Source organism: Mycobacterium sp. E3339 (assembly GCF_001666915.1).
In the GTDB taxonomy this organism is placed as follows: Bacteria; Actinomycetota; Actinomycetes; order Mycobacteriales; family Mycobacteriaceae; genus Mycobacterium.
Genome location: NZ_LZIZ01000103.1, coordinates 1 through 21,997 on the forward strand (window position 1 = coordinate 1; position 21,997 = coordinate 21,997).

Here is a 21,997-nt window from a genome sequence, read left to right on the forward strand (position 1 = left end):
GTTCGGCGCCTTGAGCACCGCGGTGTTCGAGGTTGAGCAGCGCGGTGATGGCCTGGTCCACGATGTCGCGGCTGCAGACGGTCCCTCAGGAATTCGTCGCGCTCGTTCATGGGCTCCTCGCGTGCCGGGTGATCGATCGGCGCTGGTGGGGTTCGTCCGGGGCCAGTGATAAGCGCCACGGCCCAACCGCCGTCGCGGAAGGCGGACCAGTACGGGTCCAGTATCTCCTCACGGGGCGCGCACCGATACCGTGCAAACTTAGCAGCGCTTGACGCGGCGCGGCCGCGGCGGCCGGGGCCACCCGCTGAGCACCGTCATGCGGGCCGACGGCAGCGCGGCGGCGATCCGAGGTGGCTCTGGCAGCAAACTCCCAACGCGGTTTCCGTTCACGCGCCGCGCCGGCGCGGGCGGCGGGGCTGTGACGAGAATTGCACCCCCAAAACGGCACGTCGGCACGGTTGCCGGCCGTCGGCCGCCGCGGAATTTACGGGGCTGCCAGCTGGCGGTTAGACTTGGCGAAGTTGGCATGTCAGGCGGGTATTGTCATATCGTTTTACGACTTGTCGAGACCGGTTTCCAGGCCACCGTTCAGCGCTGCACGGACGCATCCCTAACAGGATCATCGCCACCTGGGGGACAGCCTATCGAGACAAGACCGAGGGATCACAGCCCGCAACCTTCGGGTACGACCTCCTCGGGAGCAGCTGTTAACGGCCGCTGACAAACGTTCAGTTGAAGGGTCAGGTGCATATGACGCCCAAGCGCGTCGGGTTATACAACCCCGCGTTCGAGCACGATTCGTGCGGGGTAGCCATGGTCGTCGATATGCACGGCCGTCGCAGCCGCGACATCGTGGACCAGGCCATCACCGCGCTGCTCAACCTCGAACACCGCGGTGCTCAAGGCGCCGAACCGCGCAGCGGTGACGGCGCCGGCATCCTGATCCAGGTCCCGGACGCCTTCCTGCGCGAAGTCGTCGATTTCGAGTTGCCGCCCCCGGGCAGCTATGCCACGGGAATCGCCTTCTTGCCGCAGTCGTCCAAGGACGCCGCGGCCGCCTGCGACGCGGTCGAGAAGATCGCCGAAGCCGAGGGTCTGACGGTGCTCGGCTGGCGCAACGTGCCCATCGACGACTCGTCGCTTGGCGCGCTGTCTCGCGACGCGATGCCGACGTTCCGGCAGGTCTTCATGGCCGGCGCATCGGACATGACGCTGGAGCGCCGCTGTTATCTGGTCCGCAAGCGCGCCGAGCACGAACTCGGCACCAAGGGTCCCGGGCAGGACGGGCCCGGCCGCGAAACCGTCTATTTCCCAAGTTTTTCCGGCCAGACCCTGGTCTACAAGGGCATGCTGACCACGCCGCAGCTCAAGGCGTTTTACCTTGACCTGCAAGACGATCGGATGACCAGCGCGCTGGGCATCGTCCATTCGCGGTTCTCCACCAACACCTTCCCGTCGTGGCCGCTGGCCCATCCGTTCCGTCGGGTGGCTCACAACGGCGAGATCAACACCGTCACCGGCAACGAGAACTGGATGCGGGCCCGTGAGGCGTTGATGAAGACCGACATCTTCGGCACGGAAGCCGATGTCGAGAAGTTGTTCCCCATCTGTACCCCGGGCGCCTCCGACACGGCGCGCTTCGACGAGGCGCTCGAGCTGCTGCACCTGGGTGGCCGCAGCCTGGCCCACGCGGTGCTGATGATGATCCCGGAGGCCTGGGAGCGCAACGAGTCGATGGACCCCGCGCGGCGGGCGTTCTACGAGTTCCACGCGTCCCTGATGGAGCCCTGGGACGGGCCCGCGTCGATCACGTTCACCGACGGCACCATCGTGGGTGCGGTGCTTGACCGAAATGGCTTGCGCCCCTCCCGGATCTGGGTCACCGAGGACGGCCTGGTGGTGATGGCCTCCGAGGCCGGTGTGCTGGACCTGGACCCGGCCAAGGTGGTCCGTCGGATGCGGTTGCAGCCGGGCCGGATGTTCCTGGTGGACACCACCCAGGGGCGCATCGTCTCCGACGAGGAGATCAAGGCCGAACTCGCGGCCGAGCATCCGTACCAGGAGTGGCTCGACCGCAACCTGGTTCCCCTGGAGAAGCTGCCGCAGGGCGACTACGTGCGGATGCCCCACGATCGACTCGTCAAGCGCCAGCTGACATTCGGCTACACCTACGAGGAGCTCAACCTGCTGGTGTCGCCCATGGTGCGTACCGGTGCCGAGCCGCTCGGCTCGATGGGCACCGACACCCCGGTCGCGGTGCTCTCGCAGCGGCCGCGGATGCTCTACGACTACTTCCAGCAGCTCTTCGCCCAGGTGACCAACCCCCCGCTGGACGCCATCCGCGAGGAGGTGGTGACCAGTTTGCAGGGCACCACCGGCGGGGAGCGCGACCTGCTCACGCCGACCGAGCAGTCCTGTCACCAGATCGCTTTGCAGCAGCCGATTCTGCGCAACCACGAGCTGGCCAAGCTGGTCAACCTCAACCCCGACGACGAGGTCAACGGGCGCCCGCATGGCATGCGGTCCAAGGTGATTCGCTGCCTGTACCCGGTCGCCGAGGGCGGCGCAGGCCTGGCCGCGGCGCTCGACGACGTGCGTGCGCAGGCGTCGGCGGCGATCGAGGACGGTGCGCGGGTCATCATCCTGTCGGACCGCCACTCCGACGAGCGGATGGCACCCATCCCGTCGCTGCTCGCGGTCGCCGGAGTGCACCACCACTTGGTGCGCGACCGGACGCGCACGCACGTGGGCCTGGTCGTCGAGACTGGTGACGCCCGCGAGGTGCACCACATGGCGATGCTGATCGGGTGCGGGGCGGCGGCGATCAACCCCTACCTGGCGTTCGAGTCGATCGAGGACATGCTCGACCGCGGCGCGATCGACGGTATCGACCGCGAAAAGGCGCTGAATAACTACGTGAAGGCCGCCGGCAAGGGCGTGCTCAAAGTGATGTCCAAGATGGGCATTTCGACCCTGGCCTCCTACACCGGCGCGCAGCTGTTCCAGGCGGTCGGCGTGTCAGAGGACGTGCTCGACGAGTACTTCACCGGGTTGAGCTGCCCGATCGGCGGGATCACCCTGGAGGACATTGCCGCCGACGTCGCCGCCCGCCACCGGCTGGCCTACCTGGACCGCCGCGACGAGCGGGCGCACCGCGAGCTCGAGGTGGGCGGCGAATACCAGTGGCGCCGGGAGGGTGAGTACCACCTGTTCAACCCGGAGACGGTATTCAAGCTGCAGCACTCGACCCGCACCGGCCAATACAAGATCTTCAAGGACTACACCCGCCTGGTCGATGACCAGAGCGAGCGGATGGCCTCACTGCGCGGCTTGCTCAAGTTCCGCGGCGGGGTGCGGCCGCCCGTTCCGCTGGAAGAGGTCGAACCCGCCAGCGAGATCGTCAAGCGCTTCTCCACCGGGGCCATGAGCTACGGCTCGATCTCGGCCGAGGCGCACGAGACGCTGGCCATCGCGATGAACCGGCTGGGTGGACGATCCAACAGCGGTGAGGGCGGCGAGGACGTCAAGCGTTTCGAGCGCGATCCCGATGGGGATTGGCGCCGCAGCGCGATCAAGCAGGTGGCCTCCGCGCGCTTCGGTGTCACGTCGCATTACCTGACGAACTGCACCGACATCCAGATCAAGATGGCGCAGGGCGCCAAACCCGGTGAGGGCGGCCAGCTTCCCGGGCACAAGGTGTACCCGTGGGTCGCCGAGGTTCGGCATTCCACGCCGGGAGTCGGCCTGATTTCGCCGCCGCCGCACCACGACATCTACTCCATCGAGGATCTCGCGCAGCTGATCCACGACCTCAAGAACGCCAACCCCGCCGCGCGCGTGCACGTCAAGCTGGTCTCCGAGAACGGAGTGGGCACGGTCGCGGCCGGCGTCTCCAAGGCGCACGCGGACGTGGTGCTGATCTCCGGCCACGACGGCGGCACGGGCGCGACCCCGCTGACGTCGATGAAGCACGCCGGCGCGCCGTGGGAGCTGGGCCTGGCCGAGACGCAACAGACGTTGCTGCTCAACGGTTTACGCGACCGGATCGTGGTCCAGGTGGACGGCCAGCTCAAGACGGGTCGCGACGTGATGATCGCCGCACTGCTCGGCGCCGAGGAATTCGGTTTCGCCACCGCGCCGCTGGTGGTCGCGGGCTGCATCATGATGCGGGTGTGTCACCTCGACACCTGCCCGGTCGGCGTCGCCACCCAGAACCCGGTGCTGCGGGAGCGGTTCACCGGCAAGCCCGAGTTCATCGAGAACTTCTTCATGTTCATCGCGGAAGAGGTTCGGGAATACATGGCGCAGTTGGGTTTCCGTACCGTCAACGAGGCCGTCGGCCAGGTCGGGGCGCTGGACACCACGCTGGCCCGCGCGCACTGGAAGGCGCACAAGCTGGATCTCGCGCCGGTGCTGCACGAGCCCGAGTCGGCGTTCATGAACCAGGATCTCTACTGCAGCTCCCGTCAGGACCACGGCCTGGACAAGGCGCTCGATCAGCAGTTGATCGTGATGAGCCGGGAGGCGCTCGATTCCGGCAAGCCGGTGCGCTTCTCGACCACCATCAGCAACGTGAACCGCACGGTGGGCACCATGCTCGGCCACGAGGTGACCAAAGCCTACGGCGGGCAGGGGCTTCCGGACGGGACCATCGATATCACCTTCGACGGCTCCGCGGGCAACAGCTTCGGGGCGTTCGTGCCGAAGGGAATCACCCTGCGGGTTTACGGCGACGCCAACGACTACGTCGGCAAGGGCCTCTCGGGCGGGCGGATCGTGGTGCGGCCGTCGGACAACGCCCCGCAGGACTACGTGGCCGAGGACAACATTATCGGCGGCAACGTGATTCTGTTCGGCGCGACCAGCGGCGAGGCCTTCCTGCGCGGAGTGGTCGGTGAACGGTTCGCGGTTCGTAACTCCGGCGCCCACGCGGTGGTCGAGGGTGTCGGTGACCATGGATGCGAATACATGACGGGTGGTCGCGTTGTGATTCTGGGCCGAACCGGCCGCAACTTCGCCGCGGGGATGTCAGGGGGTGTGGCCTACGTGTACGACCCGGACGAGCAATTGCCGGACAACCTCAACATCGAGATGGTCGATGTGGAGACGCTGGACTCCGACGACGCCGAGTTCCTGCACGGCATCATCCAGGCGCACGTGGACGCCACGGATTCCGCGGTAGGCCAGCGGATCCTGGCCGACTGGCGCGGACAACAGCGCCACTTCGTCAAGGTGATGCCGCGCGACTACAAGAAGGTGCTGCAGGCGATCGCCGAAGCCGAGCGCGATGGCGTCGACGTGGACAAGGCGATCATGGCGGCCGCGCATGGCTGATCCGAGCGGCTTCCTGAAGTACACCCACCGGGAACTGCCGAAGCGTCGGCCTGTCCCGCTGCGGTTGAAGGACTGGCACGAGGTCTACGAGGACTTCGACGAGGGCACCCTGCGCGAGCAGGCGACCCGGTGCATGGATTGCGGTATTCCGTTCTGCCACAACGGGTGTCCGTTGGGCAACCTGATCCCGGAGTGGAACGACCTGGTGCGCCGGGGCCGTTGGCGCGACGCGATCGAGCGGTTGCACGCCACCAACAACTTTCCGGACTTCACCGGCCGGCTGTGTCCGGCGCCGTGTGAACCGGCCTGTGTGCTTGGCATCAACCAGGATCCGGTGACGATCAAGCAGATCGAGCTGGAGATCATCGACCGTGCCTTCGAGGAAGGCTTCGTGGTGCCGCTGCCCCCGGACAAGCTGACTCAGAAGAAGGTAGCGGTGGTCGGTTCCGGTCCGGCCGGTTTGGCCGCCGCGCAGCAGCTGACCCGCGCCGGCCACACGGTCACCGTCTTCGAGCGGTCGGATCGCATCGGCGGGCTGCTGCGCTACGGCATCCCGGAATTCAAGATGGAAAAGCGCGTCCTCGACCGGCGCCTGGACCAGATGCGGGCCGAGGGAACCGAATTCCGCGCGGGCGTCAACGTCGGGATCGACATCACCGCCGAACAACTGCGGGCCGATTTCGACGCGGTGGTGCTCGCCGGCGGCGCGACCGCCTGGCGGGACCTGCCCGTGCCCGGGCGGGACCTGGACGGCATCCACCAGGCGATGGAATACCTGCCGTGGGGGAACCGGGTGCAGGAGGGCGACGACGTCCTGGGGCCCGACGGGGAGCCGCCGATCACCGCCAAGGGCAAGAAGGTCGTCATCATCGGCGGCGGCGACACCGGGGCGGACTGCCTCGGCACCGCGCACCGGCAGGGCGCCGCCGTCGTGCACCAATTCGAGATCATGCCCCGACCGCCGGAGTCGCGCGCCGAATCGACCCCGTGGCCGACCTATCCGCTGATGTACCGGGTGTCCTCGGCGCACGAGGAGGGCGGCGAGCGGGTGTTCTCGGTGAACACCGAGCAGTTCGTCGGCGCGGACGGCCGTGTGACGGCGCTCAAGGCGCACGAGGTCACCATGCAGGACGGCAAGTTCGTCAAGGTGGAGGGCTCGGACTTCGAACTCGAGGCCGACCTGGTGCTGCTGGCCATGGGATTCGTCGGGCCGGAAAAGGAAGGCCTGCTCAACGACCTCGAGGTCAAATTCACCGAGCGTGGCAACGTCGCGCGGGGTGCCGACTTCGACACGTCGGTCCCGGGTGTGTTCGTCGCCGGGGACATGGGTCGGGGTCAGTCGCTGATCGTCTGGGCGATAGCTGAGGGCCGGGCGGCGGCCGCGGCCGTTGACCGCTACCTGATGGGGGCGACCGCGCTCCCGGCGCCGGTCAAGCCGACCGCCGTTCCCCTGCAGTAGTCACAGTAGTCACACCAGAAACACAAGCACCAAACTTCGGCGAGTCTGCCCTCGTTTGCCAGCCGCCGGGTGTCTAATAGCCCTTTGTGGGCTCCGTCACACGGGCGAAAGATCGGGGTCCCGGCTGAACGGAACGATCGCAGGAGTGATCACTGTGCACATCAATCCCGTACCTCGATCACGGATGGGGCGAATCGCCTGGTCCTGGTTTCGCCACCCGGTAAAAAGCCGAGAGTTCCCCGCCAAACACGAGCGCCTGGTCACCGCCGACGATTTGCTGATTTTCGGCGCGTAACCACCCTTCCCACACGCGTTCCCGCGCGGCGCGGGAGTTTGCTCACCGCCGCAATGCGCGAAAACGGGGCCCCTAGTGGTCCAGCAACCCCGAATCGCGGATGGTTTCGGCCAAGGGTTCCAAGACGGCCGGGTCGTGCGGCGGGTTGATGTACACAATGCCCAGGTCGAGCCCCTCGGCGGCCAGTCCGGCCGCCTCCTCGACGACCTGCTGGTAGTTGCGCTCCGCGTCCAGGCGCAGGTGGGCCGACAGCATGATCTCCTTCGGGTCGCGCCCGATCTTTTCGCACTCCGCGGCCAGCACGTCACGCTTGCGCGCGAACAACTCGGGGGGACCGCCGACGAAGTTCCAGTGCTGCGCGTAGCGCGCGGTGATCGGCAGCGTTCGCTTCTCCCCGCTGCCGCCGATGCAGATCGGCGGGTGCGGGCGTTGCACACCCTTGGGCTCGTTGCGGGCGCCCTTGAGCTGGTAGTACTTGCCGTCGAAATCGGTGGTCTCCTGGCTGAGCAGGCTCACCAGCACCTCGCACGCCTCCTCGAACCGATCGAAGCGCTCCCTGATGCTGCCCAGCTCGATGCCGTAGGCGCCGGACTCCTCTTCATTCCAGCCGGCGCCGATGCCCAGCTCCAGTCGTCCGTTCGAGATGATGTCGAGGGCGGCTGCCATGTTGGCCAGCAGCGCGGGGTGGCGGTAGTGAATGCCGGTGACCAGGGTGCCCAGCCGCAGCCGCGTGGTCGCCTGCGCCAGGGCGGTGAGCGTGGTCCAGCCCTCCAGACAGGGCCCGCTGCTGTCGGAGAAGATGGGGTAGAAGTGGTCGAAGGTCCACCCGGACTCGTACACGTCGATACCGTCGGCCGCCTGCCAGACGGCCAGCATGTCGGCCCAGGTGGTGTTCTGAGGTGAGGTCTTGAACGCGAATCGCATGAAACCGACGTTAGCCGATCTTTATGAAGCGCAACTAAACTCAGCGGCGCGATGAGCTACTCCCTCGGACTCGATACCAAGGTCACGCTGCTGGCGGCCGGGCTGATCTTTCTGCTCGCGCTGGTGCTCGGCGTGTGGAAATACCGACAGATCATGGTCGCACCGGACCATCGCGCCCATCCCTACGTCGACATCGCGCACCGGGCGGCGCTGCTCTACTCGTTTGCGACGCTGTTGCTGGCGGTCTTCGTCGAGCTCAGCGCCTGGCCGACGTGGGCCAACCTCACCGCGGCCGGCGTGGTCGTCTTCTTTTTCGTCGGCGCCATCCTCAGCTACATCGCGCACGGGGCGCGCCGGGACACCGTCAACCAGTTCGCGGACCCCGCCCCCGGCACCGGCCTCATGATGGCGCTGCTCATCGCAGGCGAGATCGGGGGCTTCAGCGTGCTGCTCGCCGGCTTCATCGTCGGGCAGCTGACCTGACGGGGGCGGGCACACTGGAGTCATGGACCCGGTAACCGCCCTGCGGCAGATCGCCTATTACAAGGACCGGAGCCGCCACGACCCGCGACGCGTGATGGCGTATCGCAACGCCGCCGACATCATCGAGGGTCTCGACGACGCCGCGCGCGAGCGGCACGGCCAGGCCAACAGCTGGCAGTCGCTGCCGGGCATCGGACCCAAGACCGCGAAAGTCATCGACCAGGCCTGGTCCGGTCGCGAGCCCGACTTGCTGGTCGAATTGCGTTCCGGCGCCGAGGATCTCGGCGGGGGTGAGATCCGCGCGGCGTTGCGCGGCGACCTGCACCTGCATTCCAACTGGTCCGACGGGTCGGCGCCGATCGACGAGATGATGGCGGCCGCATCCGCGCTGGGGCACGAGTACTGCGCGTTGACCGACCACTCGCCGCGCCTGACCATCGCCAACGGGCTGTCGCCGGAGCGGTTGCGCGCGCAGCTCGACGTGATCGACAAGCTGCGCGACCAGTTCGCGCCGATGCGCATCCTCACCGGTATCGAGGTCGACATTCTCGAGGACGGCAGCCTCGACCAGGAGCCGGAGTTGCTCGAGCGCCTCGACGTCGTGGTGGCCAGCGTGCATTCCAAGCTGTCGATGGACGCCGCGGCGATGACGCGGCGCATGGTGCGCGCCGTCTCCAATCCGCATGCCGACGTCCTGGGCCACTGCACCGGGCGACTGGTCTCCGGGAACCGGGGCATCCGACCGCAGTCGAAGTTCGATGCCGAAGCGGTGTTCACCGCCTGCCGCGACCACGGCACCGCGGTCGAGATCAACTCGCGGCCGGAGCGCCGCGATCCGCCAACCCGGCTGCTCAAGCAGGCCATGGACATCGGCTGCGTCTTCAGCATCGACACCGACGCCCACGCGCCCGGCCAGCTGGACTTCCTCGGTTACGGCGCCCAGCGCGCGCTGGACGTGGGCCTGCCCGTCGACCGGATCGTCAACACCTGGCCGGCCGAGCGGCTGCTGGACTGGACCGCTTCGAATTAGTCCGGCACTAGTCCGGCAGGTGCGGCATCTCCAAGCCCGCGTCCCGCCCGACGAGCACCGCCGGCGTGAGCGCGGACTTGCCGTAGCGGTCCCGCACCCGGTCGATCGCCGCGTCGATCGCGAGCCGGTTCTCTTCGTCGTCGAAGGGCAACGCCAGTTGCTGGGCGCCGCTGCGGTCGATTCCCGACACCGCGAAGCCGACCAGCGTCAGCCCGCGCTCGGCGATGAGCGGCGCGGCCGACGCGACCAGCTGACGCGCGGCCGCCAGGATGGGCTGCGTCGAGGACGTCGCCAACGGCAGTGTCCGCGACCGCGTCGCCCGGCCGAAGTCGTCGAACCGCAGGCGCAGCACCACCGTGCGCCCGGTACGCCCGGCGGCGCGCATGCGGCCGGTGATGCGGTCGATCAGATTCACCACCACCGCGTCGATCTCCGAAGCCGACATGGTGTTGCCTGCACGGCCGAGCGCACGTTGCGCCCCCACGGACCGGTGACGCACACCGGTGGTCACCCGGCGCCGGTCGATGTTGTGCGACAGGGCAAAAAGCTGCCGGCCCATGGCGCCGCCGAGCAGCGAGGCCAGCGTCGACTCGTTCAGCTCGGCGACGTCGGCGACGGTCATCAGCCCGTGGGCGTGCAGCTTGTCGGCCGTCTTGGCGCCCACGCCCCACAGCCGCCGCACCGGCAACGGGTGCAGGAACGCCAGTTCCTGCTCGGGCGGCACCAGCAGCAGCCCGTCCGGCTTGGCCTCCTGGCTGGCGACCTTGGCCAGGAACTTCGTCCGGGCGATGCCCACGGTGATGGGCAGGCCGGCCCGCTCGCGCACGTCGGCGCGCAACCGTTCGGCGATCTCGACCGGCGTCCCCGACACCCGGCGCAGGCCGCCGACGTCCAGGAACGCCTCGTCCACCGAGAGCGGCTCCACGATCGGGGTGCAGTCGCGAAACACCTCGAAGACCGCGTCACTGGCGCGGCTGTAGGCCCGCATCCGGGGCGGCACCACCGCGGCATGCGGGCACAGCCGGCGGGCCTGCGCGCCACCCATCGCCGTGCGCACCCCGTAGGCCTTTGCCTCGTAGCTGGCGGCGAGCACGACGCCACCGCCGACGATCACCGGGCGGCCCCGCAACGTCGGGTCGTCGCGCTGTTCGACGGACGCGTAGAACGAATCCAGGTCCGCGTGCAGGATGGACGCATCGCACCGCACGAACATATGTTCGCACGCCCTTGTGACGGCTAGCTGGATTCGCCGTAGATGCTGGTCACCCAGATGTGGGTGAGGGTGTCGACCACCCGCTCCTCGTCGACCGCCGGCGTTTCGGCGGACAGGGCGGCCATCATCGTGCGCTCGTTCATCTGGTTCAGGGAGGTGGCCAGGTCGGCGGCCGGGATCGTCTCCGGCGCGGCGCCGCGCGCGCGTTCGGCGGCGATCATGGCCGCGGTCTGGTCGATCCACTTCTGCATGAAGCTCAACCAGACCGCGCGCAGCTCGGGACTGGTCGCCAGCGCTTCGGTTGCGGCGCGGGCGAGCCGGCGGTGCGTGCTGAAAGCCAGGAAGAACGCCTTGATGCCGTTGCGCCACACCCGGCGCGGGTCCGAGGGCAGCCGTTGCACCGCGCCGTCGAACTCGGAGTCGGCGCGCGCGATCACCGGCTCCAGCAGCGAGATCAGCACCGCATCCTTCGACTTGAAATAGAAGTAGAACGTCGGCCGCGACAGGCCTGCGCCCTTGGCCAGGTCATCGACCGAGATGTCGGCGAACGAGCGCTGTTCCAGCAGCCGCTCGGCGGTCGCGAGGATTGCCCGCTCACGGTCGTCGCCGGACGGCCGAATCGCACGGCGACCCCGCAACGCACGGGTCTGGCCGACAGAAGTCACGACCGCCACTTTACACGGCGTCGATAGTTTCAACACCCTGTTGACTCCATCGACACCCCGTTGATACCGTGGCCATCATGACTGAGCACCTTGACGTGATCATCGTGGGCGCCGGCATCTCCGGGATCAGCGCGGCGTGGCACCTGCAGGAGCGCTGCCCGACGAAGAGCTACGCCATCCTCGAACGCCGCGACGACCTGGGCGGCACCTGGGACCTGTTCAAGTACCCGGGCATCCGGTCGGACTCGGACATGTTCACCCTCGGGTTCCGGTTCAAGCCCTGGCGATCGGCGAAATCGATCGCCGACGGCGCCGACATCAAGGCCTACATCAACGAGGCCGCCGTCGAGAACAAGATCGACCAGCACATCCGTTACCGCCAGCGCGTGGTGTCCGCCGACTGGTCCGACGCCGAGAACCGCTGGACGCTGACCGTCGAGTCCGATGGCCAGCAGCGCGAGCTCACCTGCTCGTTCCTGTTCGCCTGCACCGGTTACTACAACTACGACGAGGGGTTCTCGCCCACCTTCCCCGGCGCCGAGGACTTCGAGGGCCGGATCGTCCATCCGCAGCACTGGCCGGAGGACCTCGACTACGCGGGCAAGAAGATCGTCGTCATCGGCTCCGGCGCCACCGCGATCACCCTGATCCCGGCCCTGGTGAACTCCGGCTCCGGCCACGTCACCATGCTGCAGCGCTCTCCGACCTACATCGGCTCGCTGCCCGGGGTCGACCCGTTCGCCGAGCGGGCCAATCGGCTGCTGCCCGACCGGCTGGCACACATCGCGAATCGCTGGAAAGCCATCTCGTTCAGCACCTTCCAGTACCAGCTGTCGCGCAAGGCCCCCGCCTACATGCGCAAGACGTTGATGACCATGGCCAAGCGCCGGCTGCCCGAAGGCTACGACGTCGAGAAGCACTTCGGGCCCCGGTACAACGTGTGGGACCAGCGGCTGTGCTTGGCGCCCGACGGCGATTTCTTCCGGACCATCCGGCACGGCAAGGCCGACGTCGTCACCGACACCATCGACCGGTTCACCAAGACGGGAATCAGGCTGACCTCCGGTGAGGAGCTGCAGGCCGACATCATCATCACCGCAACGGGTCTGAACATGCAGCTGCTCGGCGGTGTCAAGCCCACCCGCAACGGCGAGCCCATCGAGCTGACGTCGCTGATGACCTACAAGGGCCTGATGTTCTCCGGCGTGCCGAATTTCGCGATCACCTTCGGATACACCAATGCGTCGTGGACCCTGAAGGCCGACCTGGTCTCCGAGTTCGTCTGCCGACTGCTGAATTACATGGACGCAAACGGTTTTGACTTCGTAGAGCCGCAGCGTCCCGGCCCCGACGTCGACGAGTTGCCGTTCATGGACTTCAGCCCCGGATATTTTCAGCGGGCGATGGACATGCTGCCCAAGTCGGGGTCGCGTGCGCCGTGGCGGCTCAAGCAGAACTACTTCTTCGACATGCGCACGATCCGGCGTGGCAAGGTTGACGACGAGGGCTTGCAGTTCGCGAAAAAGCGTGCGCCGGTTGCGGTTTAGGGCTTGACGACGACGATGCCGTCGTCATCGCTGTAAGCGATCTCGCCCGGGACGAAGGTCACCCCGCCCAGCGTGACCTCGACGTCGCGCTCGCCGGTGCCCGTCTTGGCGCTCTTGCGCGGATTGGTGCCCAACGCCTTGATGCCGAGGTCGAGATCGCGTAGCGCGGCGGCATCGCGCACCGCCCCGTTGACGATCAGCCCGGCCCAGCCGTTCGAGCGGGCCAGCTCCGCGATGACGTCGCCGACCAGCGCCGAGTGCAGGGAACCGCCGCCGTCGATGACCAGTACGCCGCCCGCACTGGGTTGGGAGAGCACCGATTTCAGCAACGCGTTGTCTTCGAAGCAGCGCACGGTGCTGATGGGTCCGGCGAATTGCGGGCGGCCACCGAACTGGCGGAATTGCACATCGCAGCTGCGAACGTCGGGCCCGATGTCGTCGACGAGGTCGGCGGTCGGCTGAAATGACACGGTCACGTCTGACACCGTAGCGACGGTCAGCGGCGCCGCAGCTGACGGATCAACAGGATCGCCAGGAGGCTGACCGCCAGGGCCACGATCAACGGCATCGGGGACTGGGTGAGGGAGATCGCCGGAGCGTCCGCAGGGACCGGGTTGTTGGCGGCATCGACAGTCGATTTTGCTTGTGCCGCAACATCTTTCGCAGCGGCGGCGAGGTCGCCGTTACTTTCGATGCGCTGCTGCACCGCCAGCGATGGCTCGGGCGCCTTGGCGGGGGGCTCGGCGCTTTTGGCCGGCGCCTTCTTCGCGGGCGCTTTCTTGGCGGGCGCCTTTTTTGCGGGGGCTTTCTTCGCGGGGGCCTTCTTGGCGGGCGCCTTCGCCGCCTTCTTGACCGCCTTGGCCGGGGGCTTCTTCTCCGGCGGCGGGGTCGACGCGTCGTCGGGTTCGCTGCTCGGTTGGTCCTGCGGGTCTGCCATGCGGCCGCTCCTTGAGCTTTCTGTCGTTTGCCCACGCGGGTTCTCCGAACCCATCATGCCAGCACGAGTGTGGGCGGCTCGGCCGCCGGTCACGGTCTGTGCCGCACCGCCCACAGTGCCCCCGCCGCGACGAGCAGCACCGCCACCGCGACGAACGGCCAGACCGGGACATCGCCGCCGGTCGGGGCGCCGCCGGCCGGGGGCCCGGGCGTCCCGGTACCGGGCACCGTCAGCCGGAACGACCAGGATCCGGAGACCACGTGGCCGTCCGCGGACGTCACCCGGTAGTTCACCGTGTAGGTCCCGGCGGGACCCAGCGGCCGCAGGTCGATGCCGACCATCGCGCCCCGCACGGTGGGGTCGCCGGTGGACCACACGTTGCCGTCGGGGCCGACGACGGTCATGGCCGCGAAGGTGGTCTGCAGCTGTTCGTTGAACGTGGCGCTCACCCGCGGCGGACCGGTCGTGAGCACCGCGTTGTCCGCCGGGTCGGTGCCCACCCGCGCGGCGTGCGCCGACGCCACCGGCGCGGTGGCTGTCGCGATCGCCAACAGGGCACCGACGAGCGTGGCGATCGCCAACCGCCTCATGCTCGCCGGCGGATCAGCGCAAGGCAGATTCCCAGCGCGGCAACGATCAGGGCCGCGCCGCCCAACAGCCGGGCGGAGTTGTCCGGAGATTTCGGCGGCGGCGGCGCGGACGGCTGGCCGGCCGGCGGCGCGGACGGATGGTGGCCGTGGGACGGAGCCGTTCCCGCGGCCAGTGTCAGCGTGGGCACCGGGTACTCCGGCTCGCCGCCCCCGGGTTGCGGCGGCTGGTCCCACTTCACGATCGTGCCGTCGGAGTAGGTCTGCGTGGCCGGAAACGTGACGGTCTCCGCGTCGGGCAGCTTCACCGACACCCGGAACAGCGCGAATTGATCGACCCCGATGCCGCCACCCGGGGAGGCCGTCCAGGTCACCGAGTGAACGGCCCCCGACGCCGGGTCTCGGTCGAGCTTGGCCGTCCAGCCCGGCATGCTTTCGGTGCGCGCCGAGGCGACGTCGGGCAGGGCGACGCTGAGGACCGTGGTCAGCGCGCCCGTGTTCGACTCGTTGGGTACCTGAAAGGTGACGATCGCAATGGCGCCGCGCACCGCGTCGTCGCTACTGGCGTGGACGTGCGCCCCCGCGGCGGGGAGGTGCGCCGCGGCGACGAGGTACAGGCCGACGGCGGCGACAACCGCGACGGGCAGGCGGGTCAGCCGCCGCGCGCGGATCGTTGTGCCGGGAAGCCGCATGCGGCGGTCAGCTGAGCCCGAGCCGGGCCATCAGGTCCGCCTCGATGCCGTCGAGCTGTGACGCGATCGCGGCGTGGGCCGCGCGGCGGCGGGCGGCCGGCATGCTCTCCGCGGCGGTGACGGCCGCGGAGAGATCGGTGAGTCGCTCGGTGATGGCCGAAACGAATTGCCGGGTCTCGGCGTCCTTGGGCTTCTTGTCCTGCACCGTCCGCAAAGACTTCTCCGCGCCGGCGATCCGGGCCGACAACTGCGCGCCGTGGCCCGAGAACTGCCCGATCTGGGCCAACGGTATTCCGAGTTGGTCCGCGCGACGCTGGTCGATCAGTGCGCGGGCCGAGACCGCGGCGCGGTAGATGATCGGCGTCAGGATCGGCGCGAGGAGCCGGGACACCGTCAGGGTCCGGCGGATCCGGGTCGGCGAGAAGATCTTGCCTTCCCGCGCCGCTTTGAGTTGGGTCTCCGCGACTTTCAGCGCGTTGCGGTCGCTGTCGCGTTGGGCTTTGATCTGCGCGCGGAGCGCCTTGGCCTCCGCCCGGTGGGCGGCGCGGTACCGGCGATTCTCGTTCTTGGCGGCGAGTTTGGCCTCCAGTTTGGCGCGCGCCCTGATCGCACGGGCTTCGGCGCGACGCGTCGCGCGGCTCTTTCGCTTGCGGAACAGGGCCATACCCGGCCGCCTCCCCGGTCTGTTGAAAACTGTCGCTCTCGCGCGTGCGCGATCCGTCAGCCAACCCTAATCGGAAAGGGCGGAGGGGAGCCCCCCAGGTGGGCCGGGCGCCCGGTGCCCGCTAGGCGTCCAGGTGTTCCGCGCGGCGCAACTCGTTGACCCGCTGCATGACCTCGTGCTGGGCCTCGGGCGACAACTCGGAGGCGCGCAGGGCAATGCGGCGCACGCCGTCGTCGCGCATCGTGGCGAGGATCGACAGCTCCTTGTCGAGCTTCTCGTAGTACTCGTCGTCGGTGAAGTAGGCCGGCTTGATGCGGAAGAAGTTGGCCAGCGCGGCCATGGTGGCCGACGACGGGTTGGTGCGGTTCCCCGAACGCAGCTGCGACAGGTACGGAGCCGACATCGTGATGCCCTCCGCCTTGAGCGCCGCGATCACTTCGGCGGAGGTGTGCTGCCCCCGTCCGGGGGGATACACGGTGTCGAACAGGCGGTTCAGGCGAGCAGCGAACGTCGTGCTCATGGGTTATGACCTCCACTGGGCTGTAGAAGTGAACTATTACCTAGGTGTATTTGCTGATCATGGTAGCGAGGGTTTGTGTCCGTAACTAGGTGCAAACCCCCGCGGATTCGGTCCAGGCGTAGCTGGTGCTTGCCGATACCGCACTTGACGAGCGTCTAACTGATTCGCTGAAGTGTCCACTAAATCAGCGAAACTCACAGGTTATCCGCAGAATTCGCGGCTTGGCCCTAGGTGGCGGGCCGGTGATGCCGAGCGGGGGGAAGTGTAGGGTGGAAGGGTGCTGGGCGGTCGCCCGGCAACCAGGCAGCAATTTATGATCGCTTAACGCCGTATTTGCTGTCAGAGCGGTGCTGCGGCCGGAAAACGCCGCCCTGGGACGCGCGGGAGATGTGAACCGGCGTTCGGTCCGCCGACGCCGAGGCGCCCCGTGCACCCCTCCCGCCGGGGAAGTCGCCGGCGCCTGGGACGTCAACGGCGCGCTCAGTGTCGCCGGCGAACTTTCGACACATCACCGACGTTCGTCGGGTGATCGGAGTCCGGCACACCGGTTTGCCGGGGTCGCTTCGTCGAGTGCTGAGGACTGCCGGCCGGACGAAACGGCGCCGATGTAAACGCCTATGCCGCGAGCAACATCGCGAGTATCGCGGTATCGGGATGGGTGATGGGGTCGACGCCTACGCGACTGACCATCGAGGTGATCGTGCCGTCGGCCTCGGCTTCCACCCACGCCGCCCGATGCTCGAGTCCGAGATAGGGCAATCCGGGAAGCAGGACGCATCCCGACGCCGCCCCACTGCATTCCGGCAACGACGGCGTGGTCTCCGACGGCGGATGCAGCATCAGCAACGCGGGGGGTTGGTGGTCGGCGAAATAGCCCGGCTGTATTGCGGAGTCCCCGAAGACCGTGCCCTCGGCGAGCACCAGGCCGACCGTGCCCGGCTCGGGTTCTTCGGGCAATTCCTCGCGGGCACCGAATACCGTTGTGGTGGAAAGCAATCCGGGCAATGACGCGACCCGGACCGCGACCATGAGCAATTGCGCCCATTCTTTGGTTGAATCCGGCCAACGTCCGGAGATCACGAACCCTTTCAGGGCACCACGAGCATGGAAAGGGGAAACCCCTATCGGGCGGTCAGACCCAGTCTCCATTTCGACCTCCGCGCGACGCCTCCGTCCGATTAACCACGCTGGTAACTCGAATAATCAAGCATGCCCGGGGGTTCGGTGCCGTGCAACCCGACACGGCTAGTGGCGCACATGTTCTCGGAGTGCCCAATTGACGGCCCGACAAACGAAAGGGGCGCCGCGCGAGCCGCGCGACGCCCCCATGCCTCGAGATGGACTCAGCCGAAGATCAGGCCATTGGTCTTCGACGTGGCGGCCGCGTACCGCTTCTGCACGTCGGCCCAATTGACGACGTTCCAGAACGCCTTGACGTAATCCGCCTTGACGTTCTTGTACTGCAGGTAGAAGGCGTGCTCCCACATGTCGACCTGCAGCAAGGGGATGATGCCGAGCGGGACGTTGGCCTGCTGGTCGTACAGCTGGAAGGTGAGCAGCCTGCCGCCGAGCGTGTCATAGCCCAGCACGGCCCAGCCCGAACCCTGCAGGCCATTGGCGGCCGCGCTGAACTGGGCGCGGAATTTGTCGAACGATCCGAACGCGTCATCGATGGCGGCGGCCAGTTCGCCGGTGGGCTTGTCGCCGCCGTCCGGCGACAGGTTCTTCCACCAGATCGAGTGGTTGACGTGGCCGCCGAGGTGGAACGCCAGGTTCTTTTCGTTCAGGAAGATCGCGGCGTGGTCGTCGTTGGCGCGCGCCTCTTCGAGTTTGGCAACCGCGTCGTTCACGCCCTTGACGTAGGTGGCGTGGTGCTTACTGTGGTGGATCTCGTTGATCTGACCCGAGATGTGCGGTTCCAACGCTGCGTAGTCCCAGTCCAAATCGGGCAGGGTGTATTCAGCCACGGCGTTCCTTTCTTCGATTGTCTGCTAACGCTTCGCGGGCCTGCCGCGCGGCGGCCAGCCCTAGACAACCCTGCTCCATGACTGCGCCGACCGCAAGAATGACCGCGATGAGCCGGAGGCCGAATACCCGTTCGGCGCCGATTCAAGACAAGACGATGAGGAGGAGTACCGCGAGTAGTGCGAGGGCGATCAGCCCGGCGCGCAGCGCCGCGATGCTGTAGTTGTGATTCCACGCAGCCGAGCCGGAGTACGACTTCGACTGGCCCGGTGTCCCCGGACCGAACGAATGCGTGGCCATCAATCGCCTTTCACCCGCTCCTCACCTCAGTGAGGTGAGTCACAAACAATTTTGCGAACGCGATCATAGCGCTTCCGGGCGGGCTTGGAAAACGACGCCCTGAGCTGCGGCTCGGCGACGGCCGCGAACGGGTTCGGCCAAGGGGGTTTTCACCCGTTTCGGGGACCGCCGGTCCGACTGCTTAGTAAGACAATCCATTTCGCTCAACGGCCGTCTGGGGCTGTCGATGGCATGACTTCGTTACCACAGCGTTATCCACAGTGAAACCACCGCGAGCCTGCAGGGCTGTAGTAATGCTCCCCTTACCCACTAACCACGTGTGGATAAACCTGTGGAAACTGTGGATAGGCGTGGGAGCCGAAATAATTGCCGACCGGCGACGTTCGGGCCATCGGTGAGCCCGCGCGGCGCGCATCGGCGCGCGGCTAGGCTAGTCCGGTGATCCAGGTGTGCTCCCAATGCGGCACTCGGTGGAACGTGCGCGAGCGGCAACGCGAGTGGTGCCCCCGTTGCCAGGGAGCCCTGATGGCGCCCTTGCCGGATGCGCCGGCGCCCGACCCGCGGTGGAGCCCGCATGGCCCCGCGCCCGCGAGTCGGCCGCCGGCGCCCCGCACGTTCCAGCGCACCCCGCCGCGGCTGCCGCCGGGCTTTCGCTGGATAGCGGTGCGGCCGGGCGCCGCGCCACCGCCGAGGCGCGGGCGACGCCCCCTCGGCCCGACGCCGCGCTACGCGGTGATCCCGCGGTGGGGCCTTGCCGACCATGTCGAACAAACGGCCGCGGCGGCCCAAACGCCCGCGCGGCGAACGCCATCCGTGTCGACGATCCGGACCACGCTGTTCGTGAGCGTGCTCGTCCTCGGCGTCGCCGCCCTGGTGTATGTCGTGCGGTACGTGCTGCTGATCGTCAACCGGAACACCTTGTTGAATTCCTGGGTCGCCGCCGGCGCGGACTGGCTGGGCATCCTGGCCAGCGCGGCCGCGATCGCGGCGGTGCTCGCCTCCGGGGCGATGCTGATCCTTTGGCTCATCGCGCGCCGCGCCGCGGTGTTCGCGCATCACGGCCTGCCCGAGCCGCGGAGCCCCCGAGCGTTGTGGGCCGGCTGCGTGGTGCCGCTGGCCAATCTGCTGTGGGCCCCCGTCTACGTCATCGAGCTGGCGATCCTCGAAGAGCACTACTCCCGGATACGCAAGCCCATCGTCCAGTGGTGGATCGCGTGGGTCGGCAGCTACCTGGTCTCGGTCTTCGCCATGGCCACCAGCTTCGCCAAGGACGCCCAGGGCATCGCGAACAACACCATCGCGATGGTGTTCGCGTACTTACTCGCGGCGTTGACGGTGGCCGCGGCGGCCCGGGTCTTCGAGGGCTTCGAGCGCAAACCGGTCGAGCGCCCCGCGCACCGTTGGGTCGTGGTCCCCGGCGATCCGGCACCGGCGTCCGGTCCGGTTGAGCTGGAGGGGCAGGAAGCGGCAGCATTAGGCGTATGACGTGGGCCGAGGAGGTGCTCGCCGGGCATCCCTTTGTGGTAGCCCACCGCGGCGCATCGGCCGCGCGGCCCGAACACACGCTGGCCGCTTACGATCTCGCGCTCAAAGAAGGCGCCGACGGGGTCGAATGCGACGTGCGCCTGACCCGCGACGGTCACCTGGTGTGCGTGCACGACCGCCGGCTGGACCGGACCTCGACCGGGGCCGGATTGGTCAGCACGATGACCCTCGCCGAATTGCGCGAGCTCGAGTACGGCGCGTGGCACGACAGCTGGCGTGAAGACGGCACGCACGGCGACACCAGTTTGTTGACGCTCGACGCGTTGGTTTCGCTCGTCCTGGACTGGCATCGGCCGGTGAAGCTGTTCGTCGAGACCAAGCACCCGGTGCGGTACGGCTCCCTGGTGGAAAACAAGCTTCTCGCGCTGCTGCATCGGTTCGGCATCGCCTCACCCGCCTCCGCCGACCGGTCCCGCGCGGTGGTGATGTCGTTCTCGGCGGCGGCGGTCTGGCGGATCCGGCGGGCCGCGCCGCTGCTGCCGACCGTGCTGCTCGGCAAGACCGCGCGCTACCTGATCAGCGGCGCGGCCACCGCGGTCGGTGCGACGGCCGTCGGCCCGTCACTGGCCACGCTGAAGGAATATCCCCAGCTCGCGGATCGTGCGATCGCCCAGGGCCGGGCCGTGTACTGCTGGAACGTCGACGAGTACGAAGACCTCGATTTCTGCCGGGACGTGGGGGTGGCGTGGCTGGCCACCCACCACCCGGGCCGCACGAAGGCGTATCTGCAGAACGGCCGCGGCGGCTAGTCCGGCGGAGCGGTGGGCACCGGCCCGTCGGAGGCCAGCGCCTCGAACAGCCGGCTGGCCTCGTCGTGATTCCACACCACCACCGATCCGGCGTCGCCACTGGTGAACTCACCGATCGGGACGGTCAGGGTGGTCGGGGAGCCGTGCAGTCCCCAGCCGAGGCGGGCCAGGTCCCACACGTGGTCGCCGCGGTCCACGGTGAGCGCGTCCGCGAGGGCGCGCGGCACCGAGTACCAGCGCCAGGGGTTGAGCCACACCGCGGGGCTGGCCGCGGCGCGCAGCAGCGCCGCCACGAACTGCCGCTGATTGACCATCCGGTCCAGATCGGCCCGCGGGGTGTCGCGCGTCCGGACGTACCCGAGCGCGTTGCGGCCGTTGAGCTTCTGGCAGCCGGCGGGCAGGTCGATGCCGGCCAACGGGTCGTTGAGCGGCGCCGTCGGGCACACCGTCACCCCGCCGAGCGCGTCGACCAAGCCGGCGAACCCGCCGAACCCGATTTCGGCGTAATGGCCGATGCGTAGCCCTGTCGCCTGTTCCACCGTCTGGGCCAGCAAGGCCGCGCCGCCCATCGAGAAGGCGGCGTTGATCTTGTCCTTGCCGTGGCCCGGGATCGGGACGTAGGAGTCGCGCGGTATCGACACCATCGTCACCCGGCCGCCGGACCACAGTTCGGGCAGGTGCACCAGCAAGATGGTGTCGGTCCGGCTGCTGCCGATGTCACCGCCGGTGGCCAGTTCGTTTTGCTGTTCGGGGCTGAGCCCTTGGCGACTGTCCGACCCGACCAGCAACCAGTTCGTCCCGCGGCCCGGCCCGGGGCGCCCCGGGTAGTCGGCCAGGATGTCGTCGCGGTGCAGCCGGCTATCGAACCAGGCGGCCCCGCAGGCGGCCGCGAAGCCGACCAGCAGCGCGGCGATCACCAGCACTGAAACCAGTGTCCGGACCCAGCGGCGCCAGCCGCGCCTGCGCCGCGCGCTCGGCGCCGTCGGTCGCGGCGGGGGTGCGGGAATTGGACGCGCGCGCGTAGTCGGACGCCGGGCCGCCGGCCGCGTACGTTAACCGGGTGAACGGCGATCGACCCCCGCCCCGGT

Annotated in this window: 20 protein-coding genes and 1 pseudogene; 7 read left to right on the top strand and 14 right to left on the bottom strand. The window is 68.1% G+C overall.

What is annotated here, in order from left to right:
- A pseudogene (locus A5702_RS27275) lies at window positions 1–73 on the bottom strand (hypothetical protein); the annotation flags it as partial.
- Between the two features lie 677 nt (window positions 74–750).
- Between A5702_RS27275 and gltB the strand changes: the two are divergent.
- Both gltB and A5702_RS09655 read left to right on the top strand, forming a co-directional pair.
- Window positions 751–5,334 carry a glutamate synthase large subunit gene (gene gltB / locus A5702_RS09650; protein ID WP_068220192.1) on the top strand — a complete coding sequence of 1,528 codons (4,584 nt, stop codon included), beginning with the start codon at window positions 751–753 and terminating at the stop codon, window positions 5,332–5,334.
- Complete coding sequence (locus A5702_RS09655) at window positions 5,327–6,793, top strand: glutamate synthase subunit beta (RefSeq protein WP_068220195.1); 1,467 nt, start codon at window positions 5,327–5,329, stop codon at window positions 6,791–6,793. Before gltB ends, A5702_RS09655 begins: the two co-directional genes overlap by 8 nt.
- Window positions 6,794–7,160: 367 nt before the next feature.
- Here the strand turns inward: A5702_RS09655 and A5702_RS09660 are convergent, their stop codons facing one another.
- Window positions 7,161–8,012 carry an LLM class F420-dependent oxidoreductase gene (locus tag A5702_RS09660; protein WP_068220198.1) on the bottom strand — a complete coding sequence of 284 codons (852 nt, stop codon included), beginning with the start codon at window positions 8,010–8,012 and terminating at the stop codon, window positions 7,161–7,163.
- Between the two features lie 51 nt (window positions 8,013–8,063).
- Here A5702_RS09660 and A5702_RS09665 point away from each other — a divergent pair, with 51 nt between their 5' ends.
- Both A5702_RS09665 and A5702_RS09670 read left to right on the top strand, forming a co-directional pair.
- Entirely contained in the window at window positions 8,064–8,495 is a 432-nt protein-coding gene (locus tag A5702_RS09665; RefSeq protein ID WP_067823870.1) for a hypothetical protein, read from the top strand.
- A gap of 22 nt (window positions 8,496–8,517) precedes the next feature.
- Window positions 8,518–9,525 (top strand): PHP domain-containing protein, encoded by a 1,008-nt coding sequence (locus tag A5702_RS09670; RefSeq protein WP_055405628.1) that lies wholly within the window; start codon window positions 8,518–8,520, stop codon window positions 9,523–9,525.
- A gap of 7 nt (window positions 9,526–9,532) precedes the next feature.
- On the opposite strand, the gene dinB is transcribed toward A5702_RS09670, so the two are convergent.
- On the bottom strand, window positions 9,533–10,738 hold the full coding sequence (gene dinB, locus A5702_RS09675; protein ID WP_068220201.1) for a DNA polymerase IV: 1,206 nt from the start codon (window positions 10,736–10,738) through the stop codon (window positions 9,533–9,535).
- 23 nt (window positions 10,739–10,761) lie between these two features.
- Window positions 10,762–11,403 carry a TetR/AcrR family transcriptional regulator gene (locus A5702_RS09680; RefSeq protein WP_067823875.1) on the bottom strand — a complete coding sequence of 214 codons (642 nt, stop codon included), beginning with the start codon at window positions 11,401–11,403 and terminating at the stop codon, window positions 10,762–10,764.
- A 77-nt stretch (window positions 11,404–11,480) separates the two neighbouring features.
- Between A5702_RS09680 and A5702_RS09685 the strand changes: the two genes are divergently transcribed.
- Window positions 11,481–12,950, top strand: coding sequence for an NAD(P)/FAD-dependent oxidoreductase (locus tag A5702_RS09685; RefSeq protein ID WP_055404687.1), 1,470 nt, complete (start codon window positions 11,481–11,483; stop codon window positions 12,948–12,950).
- Here A5702_RS09685 and rraA read toward each other — a convergent pair.
- The 9 genes from rraA to A5702_RS26685 form a co-directional block, all read right to left on the bottom strand.
- The gene (gene rraA / locus A5702_RS09690; RefSeq protein WP_067823892.1) at window positions 12,947–13,426 is read right to left on the bottom strand and encodes a ribonuclease E activity regulator RraA; all 480 of its coding nucleotides are present in this window, start codon (window positions 13,424–13,426) and stop codon (window positions 12,947–12,949) included. The genes A5702_RS09685 and rraA overlap by 4 nt on opposite strands.
- 20 nt (window positions 13,427–13,446) lie before the next feature.
- Window positions 13,447–13,887: a hypothetical protein gene (locus A5702_RS27190; protein WP_055404683.1), complete on the bottom strand. Its 441-nt coding sequence runs from the start codon at window positions 13,885–13,887 to the stop codon at window positions 13,447–13,449.
- 89 nt (window positions 13,888–13,976) lie between these two features.
- On the bottom strand, window positions 13,977–14,477 hold the full coding sequence (locus A5702_RS09700) for a copper resistance CopC family protein (protein ID WP_055404682.1): 501 nt from the start codon (window positions 14,475–14,477) through the stop codon (window positions 13,977–13,979).
- On the bottom strand, window positions 14,474–15,166 hold the full coding sequence (locus A5702_RS09705) for a YcnI family protein (protein WP_068220204.1): 693 nt from the start codon (window positions 15,164–15,166) through the stop codon (window positions 14,474–14,476). Before A5702_RS09705 ends, A5702_RS09700 begins: the two co-directional genes overlap by 4 nt.
- A gap of 7 nt (window positions 15,167–15,173) precedes the next feature.
- Window positions 15,174–15,830 (bottom strand): DUF6474 family protein, encoded by a 657-nt coding sequence (locus A5702_RS09710; protein ID WP_068220207.1) that lies wholly within the window; start codon window positions 15,828–15,830, stop codon window positions 15,174–15,176.
- A gap of 121 nt (window positions 15,831–15,951) precedes the next feature.
- Window positions 15,952–16,350, bottom strand: coding sequence for a secretion protein EspR (locus A5702_RS09715; RefSeq protein ID WP_055404679.1), 399 nt, complete (start codon window positions 16,348–16,350; stop codon window positions 15,952–15,954).
- A 615-nt stretch (window positions 16,351–16,965) separates the two neighbouring features.
- A complete protein-coding gene (locus A5702_RS09720; RefSeq protein WP_055404678.1) occupies window positions 16,966–17,499 on the bottom strand; it encodes a hypothetical protein in 534 nt (177 codons plus the stop codon).
- A 194-nt stretch (window positions 17,500–17,693) separates the two neighbouring features.
- The gene (locus A5702_RS09725) at window positions 17,694–18,317 is read right to left on the bottom strand and encodes a superoxide dismutase (protein ID WP_055404677.1); all 624 of its coding nucleotides are present in this window, start codon (window positions 18,315–18,317) and stop codon (window positions 17,694–17,696) included.
- A gap of 142 nt (window positions 18,318–18,459) precedes the next feature.
- Window positions 18,460–18,615 (bottom strand): hypothetical protein, encoded by a 156-nt coding sequence (locus A5702_RS26685; protein WP_197499839.1) that lies wholly within the window; start codon window positions 18,613–18,615, stop codon window positions 18,460–18,462.
- A gap of 438 nt (window positions 18,616–19,053) precedes the next feature.
- Here A5702_RS26685 and A5702_RS09730 point away from each other — a divergent pair, with 438 nt between their 5' ends.
- Together A5702_RS09730 and A5702_RS09735 are read left to right on the top strand one after the other, a co-directional pair.
- Window positions 19,054–20,100 carry a DUF4328 domain-containing protein gene (locus A5702_RS09730; RefSeq protein WP_082956011.1) on the top strand — a complete coding sequence of 349 codons (1,047 nt, stop codon included), beginning with the start codon at window positions 19,054–19,056 and terminating at the stop codon, window positions 20,098–20,100.
- Complete coding sequence (locus A5702_RS09735; RefSeq protein WP_055404675.1) at window positions 20,097–20,909, top strand: glycerophosphodiester phosphodiesterase; 813 nt, start codon at window positions 20,097–20,099, stop codon at window positions 20,907–20,909. The genes A5702_RS09730 and A5702_RS09735 overlap by 4 nt, the downstream gene beginning before the upstream one ends.
- On the opposite strand, the gene A5702_RS09740 is transcribed toward A5702_RS09735, so the two are convergent.
- Window positions 20,906–21,841: an LCP family protein gene (locus A5702_RS09740; protein ID WP_055404685.1), complete on the bottom strand. Its 936-nt coding sequence runs from the start codon at window positions 21,839–21,841 to the stop codon at window positions 20,906–20,908. The two genes, A5702_RS09735 and A5702_RS09740, sit on opposite strands and share 4 nt — an antisense overlap.
- Window positions 21,842–21,997 lie beyond the last annotated feature (156 nt).

Coding starts and splice junctions, on each gene's coding strand:
- gltB (WP_068220192.1), top strand. CDS start 751: ATGACGCCCAAGCGCGTCGGGTTATACAACCCCGCGTTCGAGCACGAT.
- A5702_RS09655 (WP_068220195.1), top strand. CDS start 5,327: ATGGCTGATCCGAGCGGCTTCCTGAAGTACACCCACCGGGAACTGCCG.
- A5702_RS09660 (WP_068220198.1), bottom strand. CDS start 8,012: ATGCGATTCGCGTTCAAGACCTCACCTCAGAACACCACCTGGGCCGAC.
- A5702_RS09665 (WP_067823870.1), top strand. CDS start 8,064: ATGAGCTACTCCCTCGGACTCGATACCAAGGTCACGCTGCTGGCGGCC.
- A5702_RS09670 (WP_055405628.1), top strand. CDS start 8,518: ATGGACCCGGTAACCGCCCTGCGGCAGATCGCCTATTACAAGGACCGG.
- dinB (WP_068220201.1), bottom strand. CDS start 10,738: ATGTTCGTGCGGTGCGATGCGTCCATCCTGCACGCGGACCTGGATTCG.
- A5702_RS09685 (WP_055404687.1), top strand. CDS start 11,481: ATGACTGAGCACCTTGACGTGATCATCGTGGGCGCCGGCATCTCCGGG.
- A5702_RS27190 (WP_055404683.1), bottom strand. CDS start 13,887: ATGGCAGACCCGCAGGACCAACCGAGCAGCGAACCCGACGACGCGTCG.
- A5702_RS09700 (WP_055404682.1), bottom strand. CDS start 14,477: ATGAGGCGGTTGGCGATCGCCACGCTCGTCGGTGCCCTGTTGGCGATC.
- A5702_RS09705 (WP_068220204.1), bottom strand. CDS start 15,166: ATGCGGCTTCCCGGCACAACGATCCGCGCGCGGCGGCTGACCCGCCTG.
- A5702_RS09710 (WP_068220207.1), bottom strand. CDS start 15,830: ATGGCCCTGTTCCGCAAGCGAAAGAGCCGCGCGACGCGTCGCGCCGAA.
- A5702_RS09715 (WP_055404679.1), bottom strand. CDS start 16,350: ATGAGCACGACGTTCGCTGCTCGCCTGAACCGCCTGTTCGACACCGTG.
- A5702_RS09720 (WP_055404678.1), bottom strand. CDS start 17,499: ATGGAGACTGGGTCTGACCGCCCGATAGGGGTTTCCCCTTTCCATGCT.
- A5702_RS26685 (WP_197499839.1), bottom strand. CDS start 18,615: ATGGCCACGCATTCGTTCGGTCCGGGGACACCGGGCCAGTCGAAGTCG.
- A5702_RS09735 (WP_055404675.1), top strand. CDS start 20,097: ATGACGTGGGCCGAGGAGGTGCTCGCCGGGCATCCCTTTGTGGTAGCC.